Raw genomic sequence first — 13468 nt, 5'->3', positions numbered from 1 at the left:
TGTTAGTTTTGATCCTTTTTTTCTTTGTTAGTATTGATGTAAACAAAGTTTAAGGGAGGTCAAAAATTATGACTTTAGACATTTTAGGTTATGTATTCGGAATAGGTTTTGTTGTGTTTGGAATTTCTGCTTTGGTTCTTTGGGGAAATGAAATTTATAAAATTATAAGTAAAAGTAATAAAAGAGTTAGTTATAAACAGAGTATTTACTGTGCTGGAATAGCTATTATATGTGCTTTAGTTTTGGTTATTATATCTAATGTTTTTTAGGTTTTGGAAACGAGTTGAAAACGAGTTTCTTCTTGTCTTGATAAAGTGCCCTTAACAGTGAAAATAAATCTGTTAAGGGCTTTAATAACAATTTTATGGGAATAAATTCATAATTATTTAAACCAGTTAAGACTGATGATAAATATTGTTATAAATAAGGCGATATATATAATGCTAATCATCGCATTAATGATTTTATGCTTTGTTTTATCTGTATTTATTTTTTTGATTGTTTTTCCGTTCATGTAATCTAGAATTTGTTTATAGGTAAATAGCCTATTTTGCTCTTTGTATTTATCAACTTTAATAGCACTATATCCAGAAAGAATTGCTAGTAATACCACTATTATATAGCCGTAATTACCTAGAAAGTGTAATGCAGGACCTATAGAAAGGGCAGTTAATATACTGGATATCCCCATAACGAATGTCCAATTATTAAAATGTTTATTACTTAATTGATGCTCCATAGTTTTTATATCTCCTTTAACTAAATGATCTAAAGAAGTATTAAAAATTTGGCTTAGTAAAATTAAACTGTTTAAATCAGGTATATTTTTGTTTCTTTCCCAATTGGATATCGTATGTCTTGTTACATGAATTTTTTCTGCTAAATCTTCTTGGGATAAATTTTGTTCTTTTCTGTATTTTTGGATTTGTTTACTAAGCTCCATTTTTATCGCTTCCTTGTTTTTCAATTTAGTTAATTTAATGAAATATAGCTATACAATGTTTTTTGCATTAACAAATTGTTACTGCAAAAGATGTTTTACATTGCTGATAAATCAATGGTTTTGATTATTTTAGAAACAAGTCAAAAACGTGTTTCTTTTATTTGGGTAGGATATAAAAATAAATCAACTTTAATTTATAAACTGTTATAGTTATTTTTAGTATATAATAAATAAAATGATTGAAAAGTTGAGAGTTATTTAATGAAATTAACTTAAGAAGATATAGAAAGAAAATGAGAATTTCAATGACCATAGTAAGTTTATATAATAATATTAGGTGTTTCAAATATAACTTTTCAAAATTAAAAATAGCTCAAATAATTGAATATAGGTATATTTTCAACAAGTTTTTTAATATCAATTACAAATGTAGGTGGAAAAATTACGTATTCTATATACTTAAATTTAAAATAAATAAAAAATTGTTGATTCTATAAAGTAGATATAAAATCAAAATGGGATATACAAATATTGGAATGAAGAATATAAGTCATATAATATTTTGAAATTTTGGAGGTATAAAATAATGGAAAATGAAAAATCAATTAAAGAAGAAATACAAGAGTTTTATTTAAATGGGGGTAAATATAACGAAGAAGAAATTGATTTTGGAAAACGTGAAGGATCAGAATTGTTATAATAAAATGATTTTCTATATTTTAAAAGTCCATTTTTAAATGATTGAATCATCGTATTGTTTTAAAATAAATTGAAATATCAAACATGTTTCATGCGTATAATTAAACAAATAATAATAGAAAAATATAAAATTGAGTGATTTGGTATGAAAAGAATGAGTCATTATGATAACGAAAAAATCATTTTTATTCATTTAACTTTTGTACAAATCATTTATTTTTTATGCTGAAAGCAGAATAAAAAATAAGAGCATAAGGAAATACAATGCCACTGACGTGTCAATCAGCATAGCTGATGTATTTTTCTTACCATTCCTTCGTCATTTGCTCTCACTATAAATGCGGTTATACCAGTATTTATAGTACATTTACATTAGACAAAAATGAATTAAGTAATTTTTATTCTATAAATTACGAATGGCATTATTAATGTGAACACCAATCCTATAAATAAAGCCTATTTAAAGGGCTTCAGAGACCTTTTTATTTTAATAGAATAAAGAATTTTGAAGTTTTATTCTAATAGAATAAGCCATTTTTGACAAAATGAAATATCAAAAACGAAATTTAAGTAGGTATAGAAAATGAATTTGTGTTATTCATTGATACTTAAAATTAAAAAAAGTTAAAAAGCAATAAAGCAAACCGCAAATTTTTTTATGTTAAATTTTACGTTTTGTAAATTTATAAGGAGCTATTTTGGTATGAAGAATTAGAAGTTTATTCACTAATGATTTTTTTAATCTCTTCTTTTTAAAAATCATTTTTGATATTTGATTATGTGCAAACGTGTTCTAATTTATATAAATTGAGAAAAGAGCAAGGATTCCTTTTTCAGAAATCATTAATTTATGATTTATTTGATTAAGTAAACAAAGCGCTTAATAGATTAATTATTTCTATTAAGCGCTTTGTATTTTAGATATGTATTGTCTCATTTTCATTTAAACGTATCTTTCTTTATGCATTATTGACTGCTTATAAAGGAACATTGGTAGACAAATGAATAATGATAATAAATACTACATTTATTTATAGATCCTTTGCTTTTTCATTTTTTTGCGTTTTTAATTCCTGATTTTTAAAGGCTTCTAAAATCTCTGGATGTTTTTCTTTAGCATAAAATACTAACAACGCATCCATAAAATCTATTTTACTGTCTCGTTCTTCTGCTACTAATTCATCAAATAATGGTTTGAAAGTTCTGTGTATTTTAATAGATGTTTTTTCTCTAGTTATTTTTTCTTTCGACATTTAAAATCCTCCTTAAGTATAAAACACTTACAATTTTATTAATGCATCTAAATAAACTGTAATAGTATTTTAGTTAGTTCATCTTTAACTAATTCATTTCAATATTTGCAAAGTTTTTTAATAATATACTCATATTTATTATAAACATTTTGACTTTAGAAAAAGTGGAAATTGTATTATTTTAATCGAAGTAACTATATTATTTTATCTTTGAGATGACATAATTCAACTTATCGGAAGTAGATATGCTTGTACATTCACAGATGATATAATAATGAAGTCGCCTATCTCTCAGGCGTCAATTTGACGTAGAGAGGAGGTGTATTATTTTGTTAATCTTTTTCGTTCACATCGTTGCACCAGTCATCAGTGGCTGTGCCATCGCGTATTTTACTTATTGGCTCAGTAAGCGCGATAAATAATTAAATAGGCGACAATGGCCAACACCGTAAAAATCCCCTCACTACGGACATAGTGAGGGGATTGGTGTATTATTGCTAATCTTTTTCGTTAATTGTATTATAACACCGCGGTGGGTAGGAATGCAAAAATAGTTAGAATAACTATTTTGTTTATAGTGTATATAGTATAAAGCAATAGTATCTAGATATCCATTCGAACAACTATATTCCCTAATTGATTACTTTTTTTAAGCTCTTGAAGTCCTGAAATTATTTCATCAAAGGATAAAATTTTACCAATGATGGGCTTAATATTATTTTCAAGTAAGTATTCATACATGTCCTTGAATTCTTCTTTACTACCTACGGAACTACCCAATATATTTATTTGGGGATAGAAAACATCTCTTGCGGATATATTTAATGTATCACCAGAGCTTGCACCATATAAAACTATGTTACCATTAGGTTTAATTATGTTTATATAATTATTGATTATCTTTTCTCCTAGTCCATCTAATACTAAGTCTACATAATTAATATTTAATTGATCTTTAAAATTATTGTTTGTATTGATTAATTTATTTACTGGAAGAGGGGCGTCGTATTGTTTTCTGCTTGTTCCAATAACAAAGCAGTCGAACTTCAAAGCCATTTGAGCGGCTATTAGTGCTACACCGCCACTAATTCCAGATATTAAAATTGATTGTCTTTTTTTTAATTGTCCTTTTGTAAACAATAATCTATAAGCAGTTAATGCTGATAAAGATAAAGTAGCTGCTTCTTCCCAAGTGTATATATTTGGTTTTAAGAACACTTGATTTTCATTGAGTACCACATATTCAGAAAAAACTCCATTGTTGGGAAAACCTAAAATATTAGGAGAGGAAGGAGGATTATCTTTTTTACTCCAATTAGTTACAGGATTAATAATAACTTCGTCTCCTATATTTATAGATGTAACGTCACTTCCAGCTTCTACAATTATTCCCGCACCGTCGGAACCTAGGATAAAGTTAGGATTTTCCATATTATGATTCTCGGCTACATATACATCGCGTTGGTTTAAACCAACAGCTTTTATTTTAATTTTAACGTCATTACTATTAATTTTAAAATTTTGATTGGTCTCACAAATCTTCAATGTGCTTAAACCATCTTTTCCAGTTTGTCTGAGCTCTTTCAAATGAATCATCCTCAAATTTTAATGATTATGTTTATAGCTAATGTCTAATTTGTTAAAGACTGAGCTTATTGCTAAACATAAAGTGTCGATATGCTCTTCTGTATGATTAGGAGTTACATTAATTCTAAATCTTTCTGTTCCTTTTTCTACTGTGGGGTAATTAATTGGCTGAACATATATGTTGAAATTTTTGATTAATTCTTCTGAAGCTTGTTTACACTTAGCACTATCTCCAATAATTACTGGGACTATGTGAGTTGTACTCTCTGGTAAAATAGGTATGTCATATTGATTAAGTTTTTCTCTTAGGTACATTGTACGTTCATGTAACAGATTTCGTTCTCTATTCGATTTTTTAATATGGTTTACACTAGCAAGACAACCTGCAACAATACTTGGTGGCAATGCAGTGGTGAAGATAAACCCTGAAGCGAAAGATCTTATCATATCAATGATTTCATGTTTACCTACTATATATCCTCCTATGACACCGATACCTTTAGCCATTGTTGATTGTATAATATCTATTTTGTCTTCTACATCTAATAATTCTGAGTAACCCGCACCGGTTTCTCCATACATACCTACAGCATGAACTTCATCTAAAAAGGTTAATGCATTGTATTTTTCTGCTAATTCAGCTATTTCTACTATTGGGGAAACATCTCCATCCATGGAATAAATAGATTCAAAGATTATGACTTTTGCTCTATTTATTGGGTAGGACTTAAGTTTATCTTCTAGACTATTTACATTATTATGTTCAAATATTTCCTTATCATTTTTAACGCCACGAATTCCATTGATAATAGAAGCGTGATTTTTAGAGTCAGAAAACACGACCATATCGGGGAATTTTCGTAATAAACATTGAATTGTAGCATCATTAGAAGAATAACCAGTTGGAAAAATTAGAGCGCTTTCCTTGTGGTGCCAGTCTGATAATGCGTTTTCTAATAAAGAAAAATATTTATGACTTCCTCCAATATTGCGAGATCCTCCAGCACCACTGCCATATTTAATAACTGCGTCTATCATAGCAAACATAACGTCTTTATTTTGAGACATTCCTAAGTAATCATTGCTGCAAAACACATTAATTTCACTATTATTACTTTTAGCTAATGGGTACTCTCCGCTGATTCTATTAATATCTTTAAATTCTCTGTATTGGTTATTATTTTTCAATTCAACAAGCATATCATTTGCTCTTTTTGTATAAATTTAAATTCTCTCCTTATCTGTGAGTATATTTAATAACTGAATAACAATACCTATAACAACGACAACGAATGCGCTATAAATTAAAAAAGCAACGGATAAACCTTGGGATAATAATAGACCTCCTAATGCAGCTCCAACAGCACTTCCTAAATAGTTTAAAGAGCTATTTAATGCGACAGAAGCACTCCCGTGATCAGGATGGTTTTGCAATAATATATGTTGTTGCGGAGCTTGAGTTGCCCATCCCATAGCCCCCCATAATATAAAGGGGATAAGACCTAACACAGGTACTTTAATTAAAGTAGGTATAGCTAAGATACTAAGACTGAGACAAATTAAGATAAGCAGCATCAAAAACTTAGTGTTTTTGAATTTATCTATAACAATGCCTACGCCAAAACTACCTAATAACCCACCAATGCCCCAAGCAGTTAAAAAGATAGTTATATATTTTGGTGAAAGTGCATCATTTATGACTTGAGAAAGATATGTGTACAAACCTAAACTAGCAATAGCTGCACAAACAGTGACCGATACAACACTTAACACATGTGGGTTAACAAAAAGTGAAAATCTCTCTTTTAAACTAGGTGCTGCGGGCATTTTAAAATTTGGTAGATAGGTAGCTATACTAATAAAAGCTATTGCACTTACTATTACAATTATGGCAATTGCAAATCTCCAATTAACTAAGTTAGCTATCTGTAGTCCTAAAGGTACACCAATAACTGTACCGATACTCATTCCACCAACAATAAAAGCGAGTGCTTTGCCTTTGTTTTTATTATCAACCAGATGTCCTCCTGAACTTACTGCCATAGGAGAAAATAATCCTGCCCCGAGTCCAGCTATACATCTAGAAATAATATATATTGAGTAATTAGGAGATAACATCGTGGCGAAATTAGCCAATCCAAATGTTAGTAAAGCAATGAGTAAAATACTTTTAACTGGAAATTTTGCTAATACTGTTGAAAAAATTGGTGCCGATAAAGCAAAAAAAAGTGTAAAAACTGTTACGCCTTGACCAATTTCAGCTCCACTTTTATTGAAACTATCTCCCATATCAGGTAGTAATCCAGCTACAATATATGTGTCCATACCTAAGGCGAACATACCTAGTGTTAAAATCCAAATTCTTTTCATGTTAACCAATCCTATCGAAATTATTTATATTTTTTTGTATTACATCACTTTCGTTAAAATCATAATCTATAGTGCCTTTATTCCAATCATGATCTAAAAATGTATTTAATAATTTTTGAATATCAAATACATCGTAATTTTTAGAGTGATTTGAAAAATACCACTGTGTATCTTCTACAATTGATTCCAACATTAAAGTTAAGCGCTCAATTTTTTTCTTGTAATCAGATTTTATACTCAAGCTATTAAAGTTTGTGATTTCAATTTGTTCTCCGTTCTTTTCTTTATATATATGGAGTGTATCTTCGAACCAATTTGGTGAGTCATAAGAAAGTTTTACATAATAATGATCTTGACCGATTAAATCCTTTAGTACTACATCAATAGATCTTTCAACGTTCAAACTTGTAAAGCTACTATAGCCAGTTATGATTCCATCTGATAATTTTCCTGATAAAAATATACTATCAGGTATATATTTGTCGCGTTTTACAGAAAAATTGGAGTTTGTAACAATAGAAGAAACGATTTTGATTTTGTCATTAAAAAGCCATTCTAGCGTGTCTAAAGGATGAATGATTTCACTTATAACACCTACAGTAGGCCGGAAATCATTCATTCTATTTTTTTTCCAAACAAAATTTATACGCTTAACACTTAAATTATTTGATTCTATAAAATGTTTCAATTTTTGAGTTGCTAATGAAAATCTTATTACTGTACTTAAAATAATTGTTTGCTTTTTAGTATTAAGAAAATCGAGTGCTAAATTTAGTTCTTCTGAATTAGATACAAAGGGTTTTTCACATAAAATAATACCTTCGAAGTCTTTAAGTTTTTGTAGAATATTAATATGATAAATATCATTAACAGCTACTATAACCATATCTGGATTATAGTCTTTAAGAGAAGCATCAAGGTTTTCATAGTAAGTGATATTTACATCTTCTTGTTTATTAGAATAATAAGCTAAAGTTACTTTGTTTCCATTATTATTTTTTAAATAAGATAGTGATTCATAATACATTTTTCCAGCAAAGCCCATACCTATAATTAAAATTTTCATATTATCAATCCTTATATTTTTAACATTCTTTAATAAAAGTATTTTCTATACTTTTATTAAATCCCATTTTTTCATACAATTTTTCACCATGTTCTGTTGATTGTAGAGTGATTTTATTAACTGATTTTTCTGAAAACCATTCTATTAGATGTGCTAAAGTTTCTTTTCCTAAGCCATTATTTTGAAAATCTGGGTGAACAATTAAGCTGGATATCCATCCAACTTTTCCACTCAAAGATCCTTTTATAGGTGCTCTATTATCAATAATGCCAATACCCATAGAAGTTAGTACACCTTCATCATTCATACTAATTACTATATTGATGTTTGTGTTTTCAATATTAATTTTCAACCAATCACAAAATGCATTTTGAATAGTATTTAATTCTTCAACATTATTACTACCATAATGAGAGTTTGGATTATTAAGTAATAACATTCTTAAGTTAGAAACTTTAGAAATATCTTTACGTGAAATGTTTCTAAAGCTAATCATATATTCACCTCCAATTATTTTTCTTCTTTTAGCGTAGTATTATATTGTTTTTAGTGGAATAATGAATGTATTAAGAGAGGTATAAAGTAAAAGTTAAAAGGGGAGTAATATTTATGAATATAGATTATATAGAAGACTTCATTAAAGTTGCAGAATGCCAAAGTCTTAATCAAGCATCAGATTTACTTAATATTAGTACTCCAGCGCTTAGTAAGCGTATTAAACATATAGAGAATTACTTTGAGTGTGACTTATTTTATAGAACATCTCGAGGCATATTTTTAACTAAAAATGGGGAGATAGTATTAGAAAATTTACTTATAGTAAGGCAAAATTTCAAAAATTTAAAGTTACAAATTTTTGAATCAATTAATTCGAATATAAGACTAGGTTTACTTCCTAGTTTCTCTTTATATAAGTTAGAAAACAGTAAGAAAAAAATGTTGGATAATAATATAGAAATTAAAATTGAAAATAATACTCAGATATTGTTAGAACATCTATATAATGGAGATATAGATGTGATAATCGGTGATATTACATCTAATGAGAGTCAAAAATTGTTTTATAAATATGTATATTCTGAAGATTACATGATTGTTTATTCAAGAAATTCTGGGTTAATAAATAACGATAGTATAGCTGTAGACACACTTAAAAATTATAAAATTTTTGTTTTGACCCCCCCTTGTGACACTTTGGCCTTTATAAGAAAAAATTTTTCTGAGATGAAATTGGAAATTGAATACAAAGATAATTTAGAGTCCATATTTGCGAGTGTGAAAACGGGGCAAGGTATTACAATAATACCTAAATCTTTAACAACTAGAGTTGAAAGCATGAATCTACAAATTTCTAAATTGGGAAATTATTCAAGAGATGTAGGTTTAATAGGATACAACAAAAAAACATTGGATAATGTGTTTGAAATGTTACCTGAGGTGTAGTTAGGTTATTCACGAACCAAATTATTTTATTATCTTCTACATAAGGTCTTGGCGTGATAGTTCTAATAATTTTAAGTACATAATTCAACTTATCGGAAGTGTATATGCTTCAAATGATACAGATGGTATAATAGTGAGGTCGCCTTAACTTCCGGCGATATTTTCGACGGAAGGAGGTGAGACCAGTGGAGCTACTTTTTGTTAGTGTAATTGCACCTGTTGTTTCAGGATGCATAATTGCGAGTTTTACGTTTTGGCTAAACAACCGCAATAAATAATAAGGCGACATAGCCCACCAAAAAGAACCCCCAACCTACTGGAATAGGTTGGGGGTTCGGTGTTCCAATGGAACTACTTTTTGTTAAACATATTGTAACATCATAGTGGGTAGGAATGCAAAATAATATCATATGGAAGAAAAAATGTTAGATGCTGCTCTTACTAGTATTAATTTTAGTTTATTTAATACAATTATTATATATACAGATATATATATGTATATATCTGTTTAAAGCATTTTTCTATATATAAAGGAGTTTAATAAGTTAGATAGAAAAATATTATTTTTAATCTTTTGGCATCAATAATATTTTATGCAAGTTTAATGTTAATGCTTTTTAGTCTCATATTATTTCATAGAAAACACTATAAGTTATAATATGAAATTGCTAAATTTTAACAGTAATAGCATTATTGTTAACCGCGATCAATGGAATGGCACATTCAAAAGATTTGTCTCAATGGATTGTATTTTTACAATTGTTTCCGCATTTACTGCAATTGAAAAACTACTTTATAGTCAAAAAGTTTTAAATCCAAAGTTATAATATTAATAAATTTAGCATCGATTTTTCCTGTCAATATGAATTTTTTACACTCTCTAATACTAAGTACTTAGTGATTGTACCATGTTTATAACTGTAGTGAATAAAGGAGAGTGCCATTTATCTTCGTGATATACATAATAAATAGAAACTGCATTACTATATCTTTTATGTGCAGTTAAATCATTATTCATTAATTCATTTTCTATGCTTATATAAGGTAACAAAGCAATACCTAAATTTTCTTTTAAACATGATTTTATAGTTTCTATACTTTCAAATTCTATATGAGAATTTATTAGCCTATTTGTTGTATTAACAATATCTTCAAATGTTTTTCTAAATATACAACCATCTTCTGTAACTAAAAGAGTTTGAGTTTCAAGTAAATTTCTTAACGGGGTGATATTATATTCCTTTCCAGTAACTAATATCAAATCTTCTTTAGTTAATTTATGATAACTTAGTTCGTTTTCATTTTCTTGCTCCAAGACAAGAGCTAGATCAATATTTCCGTTTTTCAACTCATACTTAAGAGTATGTGGTTGTAGGTGCTTTATTTGTATATTTACTTTTGGATACTGTAATTTCATTTTTTTTAATAAGGTAGGTAATTTGTAAGTTAACAAAGTTTCAGGTGCTCCAATAGAAATGTCCCCTGATAATTCTTCATCATTGTTTATATCTCTAGCTTGTTTTTCTAAATTTATAATTTCCATAGCTTTCGGAAATAGTATTTTACCCGTCTCATTTAATATGACTTTTTTACCAATTCGATCGAACAAAGGTTTTTTTAATTCATTTTCCAATTCATGAATATGGGCAGTAACAGTTGATTGAGCATAACCTAAGACATCTGCTGCATGAGTAAATCCACCACATTTTACAATAGATACAAAAGTTTTTAAGTGTCGTATCTCCATATTTTCACCTCTCTTATCATTTTAAGCGATTGTACCATTTCCTTATATCAATTTCCTTAATGAGAAAAAGTTTTGTATGTTTAAATTAATATAGAAATTAAATATTTCTATATTAATTTAATTAGAAGGGTAGCATGAAATATATGAGTTCTTATGCTTTTGGTAAAGTGAATTTTGACGAAAAGAAATTAGAAAAAGATTTGCAAACCCACACGACGTTTCCCAAAATTTCAGAGGAATATGATGAATTTAGTTCAGGTTTTTGGATGAACTGTACTTTATGGGGGGCATCAGAAGATGAAAAAGATACTCAATATAGAGATTATAATCACGAAATTAAACAAACTAGTTATGGAAAGCAATTACCTTATATAAGCAATTTCATTCAAGAAAACTTTAATATAAAAAATTTAAAAATGGTTAGAACACGGAATCTTGTTGATGCTTTAATTATGCCTCACAGAGATTTTGTTGATTTAAATAAAGAAATGGAAAAATATTTCAGAGTATTTATACCATTAGAAACAAATGAACTAGCTTTCCATTCAGATGAAGATAATGTTTTTTGTATGAAAAAAGGAGAAATTTGGTTTTTAGATGCTGGTATTATTCATGCAGCAGCAAACTTCTCTAATAAAAATAGACTATTCTTATGCCTAGACTTTGTTTTTGACGAACCTTATACACCTAAAGATATTTTTACAAATAAAAATTTATATGATGAAAATATTAATCCTTATATAGTTGAACGTGAGGAAGTAGACTCAAATTATGGAGAAGAAATCATTAGAAATTTAAGTAATGTTATACATCACTATACTTTTAAAGAAATTGTATTCCTGTTATCCAAACTACATTTCTATAAAAAAATACCTATTGACATTTGTTATCGTTGGCTATTAGAAATATCTAAAAGGACAAATGATAAAGAGATGATTAAAAAGGCTAAACAAGTAAATGAATATCTAATTGAAAAAAGAGAATTGGGTGAACATTTTTCTTTTTCTGACTGGTCAACTTAATGTTACCCAAAAGTAAAGTTAGTACGAAAGACTGTGGCAATCGAGTCATTCATATGGGTGGCTCGATTATTATATTGAGGTGAGTAATAATGATTAACAATACAAAGAATTATTCGAAAGCATTTATAACAAATATGCTAGTTCCGGTTACTTTTATAATCATGTGGTCGAGTGGAGCGATTTTTGTAGAAAATGGATTGAAGTATGCCAATCCACTTGCTTTTTTAGTATATCGGTATCTATTTTCAATGCTTATTTTATGGGGGATTTATTTTTGGTTCAAATCCAAAAAGAAAAAAGAAAATCAATTTCCTAGATCTTCAAAACAATGGATACTGGTAATTTGTACTGGTTTTTTACAACAAGTGGGTTATCAATTATTTTTCTTTTTAGCACTAGATTTTAATGTTTCACCAGGATTATTGTCGATAATTTTAGGGGTACAACCTATACTTACAGCGTTAATAACCAAAGAAAGTAATACGAAATTGCAATGGGTAGGACTCATATTAGGTATGTTGGGGCTTATATTGGTAGTTGTACATAACTTAACTACAGGATCTATGTCTACTATTGGAATTATTTGTTGTTCTCTTTCTGTATTATCAATAACCCTAGGGACATTTTCACAAAATAAGATTAGTATTAGTCTGATTCCTAATATGGTAATACAATATACCATTAGTTTTATTATATTTATCACCTTTGCCCCATTTATAAATACATTATCTATAAACTTAACTTTTTCGTTTATCATATCACTTGCTTGGATGGTACTAATTATATCTATTGGGGCAACTATGTTGTTGTACTACATGATAAATAAAGGTAATTTGACAAAAGTTACAAGTTTATTTTACTGTGCCCCACCTCTCACAGCATTTATGGATTTTTTAATTTTCGGGCATAAAATGACTATACTTACTTTATCAGGACTAGCCTTAATAGTTATTTCCTTAATTATGATTAATAAGAAAAATGAAAGTAAGCCAGGCTCTTGATATTTATAATAACTTGAATGAAGCTTTTTAAAACGTTTTATTTTTGCAACACTGACATCAACATTAAGACATTTAGGTAAACTGGAAAAAATTTTTACTTAAAAGTAACAAGTGATAAATTTTTTATAGACGTAATTCAACTTATCGGAAGTGCATATGCTTCAAAAGATACAGATGGTATAATAACAAAGTCGCCTTAACTTCCATAGGCGAAATTACTATGGAAGGAGGTGAGCATCTGTGGACTTTTTATTCGTAACGGTTATTGCACCTGTGATAACTGGATGTATTGTAGCTTGGTTTACCTATTGGCTAAATCAGCACAATAAATAGGCGA

Annotated in this window: 15 protein-coding genes; 7 read left to right on the top strand and 8 right to left on the bottom strand. The window is 28.3% G+C overall.

Going from position 1 to position 13468, the window contains the following annotated elements; genetic code table 11:
* Positions 1-68 precede the first annotated feature (68 nt).
* Positions 69-269 (top strand): hypothetical protein, encoded by a 201-nt coding sequence (locus NST87_RS13125; RefSeq protein WP_046467754.1) that lies wholly within the window; start codon positions 69-71, stop codon positions 267-269.
* Between the two features lie 113 nt (positions 270-382).
* Here the strand turns inward: NST87_RS13125 and NST87_RS13120 are convergent, their stop codons facing one another.
* Both NST87_RS13120 and NST87_RS13115 read right to left on the bottom strand, forming a co-directional pair.
* The gene (locus NST87_RS13120) at positions 383-943 is read right to left on the bottom strand and encodes a helix-turn-helix domain-containing protein (protein WP_046467753.1); all 561 of its coding nucleotides are present in this window, start codon (positions 941-943) and stop codon (positions 383-385) included.
* Between the two features lie 1730 nt (positions 944-2673).
* Positions 2674-2895, bottom strand: a complete 222-nt coding sequence (locus tag NST87_RS13115; RefSeq protein WP_046467752.1) for a hypothetical protein — start codon at positions 2893-2895, stop codon at positions 2674-2676.
* A 329-nt stretch (positions 2896-3224) separates the two neighbouring features.
* Between NST87_RS13115 and NST87_RS13110 the strand changes: the two genes are divergently transcribed.
* Positions 3225-3317 (top strand): type I toxin-antitoxin system Fst family toxin, encoded by a 93-nt coding sequence (locus tag NST87_RS13110; protein ID WP_107579558.1) that lies wholly within the window; start codon positions 3225-3227, stop codon positions 3315-3317.
* A gap of 181 nt (positions 3318-3498) precedes the next feature.
* Here the strand turns inward: NST87_RS13110 and NST87_RS13105 are convergent, their stop codons facing one another.
* The 5 genes from NST87_RS13105 to NST87_RS13085 are packed head-to-tail and all read right to left on the bottom strand — an operon-like array spanning position 3499 to position 8414.
* On the bottom strand, positions 3499-4482 hold the full coding sequence (locus NST87_RS13105) for an alcohol dehydrogenase catalytic domain-containing protein (RefSeq protein ID WP_052725209.1): 984 nt from the start codon (positions 4480-4482) through the stop codon (positions 3499-3501).
* Positions 4483-4500: 18 nt separating this feature from the next.
* Positions 4501-5706 carry a 5-aminolevulinate synthase gene (gene hemA, locus NST87_RS13100; RefSeq protein WP_046467750.1) on the bottom strand — a complete coding sequence of 402 codons (1206 nt, stop codon included), beginning with the start codon at positions 5704-5706 and terminating at the stop codon, positions 4501-4503.
* Positions 5707-6852 (bottom strand): MFS transporter, encoded by a 1146-nt coding sequence (locus NST87_RS13095; protein ID WP_046467749.1) that lies wholly within the window; start codon positions 6850-6852, stop codon positions 5707-5709.
* A 1-nt stretch (position 6853) separates the two neighbouring features.
* On the bottom strand, positions 6854-7918 hold the full coding sequence (locus NST87_RS13090) for a Gfo/Idh/MocA family oxidoreductase (RefSeq protein ID WP_046467748.1): 1065 nt from the start codon (positions 7916-7918) through the stop codon (positions 6854-6856).
* Between the two features lie 19 nt (positions 7919-7937).
* Positions 7938-8414, bottom strand: coding sequence for a GNAT family N-acetyltransferase (locus tag NST87_RS13085; protein ID WP_046467747.1), 477 nt, complete (start codon positions 8412-8414; stop codon positions 7938-7940).
* A gap of 113 nt (positions 8415-8527) precedes the next feature.
* Here NST87_RS13085 and NST87_RS13080 point away from each other — a divergent pair, with 113 nt between their 5' ends.
* Both NST87_RS13080 and NST87_RS13075 read left to right on the top strand, forming a co-directional pair.
* Positions 8528-9361, top strand: coding sequence for a LysR family transcriptional regulator (locus tag NST87_RS13080; RefSeq protein WP_046467746.1), 834 nt, complete (start codon positions 8528-8530; stop codon positions 9359-9361).
* Positions 9362-9537: 176 nt separating this feature from the next.
* On the top strand, positions 9538-9639 hold the full coding sequence (locus NST87_RS13075) for a type I toxin-antitoxin system Fst family toxin (protein ID WP_311201887.1): 102 nt from the start codon (positions 9538-9540) through the stop codon (positions 9637-9639).
* A gap of 608 nt (positions 9640-10247) precedes the next feature.
* Here the strand turns inward: NST87_RS13075 and NST87_RS13070 are convergent.
* The gene (locus tag NST87_RS13070; RefSeq protein WP_046467745.1) at positions 10248-11108 is read right to left on the bottom strand and encodes a LysR family transcriptional regulator; all 861 of its coding nucleotides are present in this window, start codon (positions 11106-11108) and stop codon (positions 10248-10250) included.
* 134 nt (positions 11109-11242) lie between these two features.
* Between NST87_RS13070 and NST87_RS13065 the strand changes: the two genes are divergently transcribed.
* From NST87_RS13065 to NST87_RS13055, 3 genes are all read left to right on the top strand, one after another.
* Entirely contained in the window at positions 11243-12130 is an 888-nt protein-coding gene (locus tag NST87_RS13065; protein WP_230621676.1) for an aspartyl/asparaginyl beta-hydroxylase domain-containing protein, read from the top strand.
* 89 nt (positions 12131-12219) lie between these two features.
* A complete protein-coding gene (locus tag NST87_RS13060) occupies positions 12220-13131 on the top strand; it encodes a DMT family transporter (protein WP_046467744.1) in 912 nt (303 codons plus the stop codon).
* Between the two features lie 240 nt (positions 13132-13371).
* Entirely contained in the window at positions 13372-13464 is a 93-nt protein-coding gene (locus tag NST87_RS13055) for a type I toxin-antitoxin system Fst family toxin (RefSeq protein ID WP_021459888.1), read from the top strand.
* The last annotated feature ends 4 nt before the right edge of the window (positions 13465-13468 follow it).

This window comes from Staphylococcus sp. FSL W8-0271 (assembly GCF_038006605.1).
Lineage (GTDB): Bacteria > Bacillota > Bacilli > Staphylococcales > Staphylococcaceae > Staphylococcus > Staphylococcus cohnii.
The sequence above is the reverse complement of the archived record's forward strand: the minus strand, read 5'-3'. Positions and strand labels throughout refer to the sequence as shown.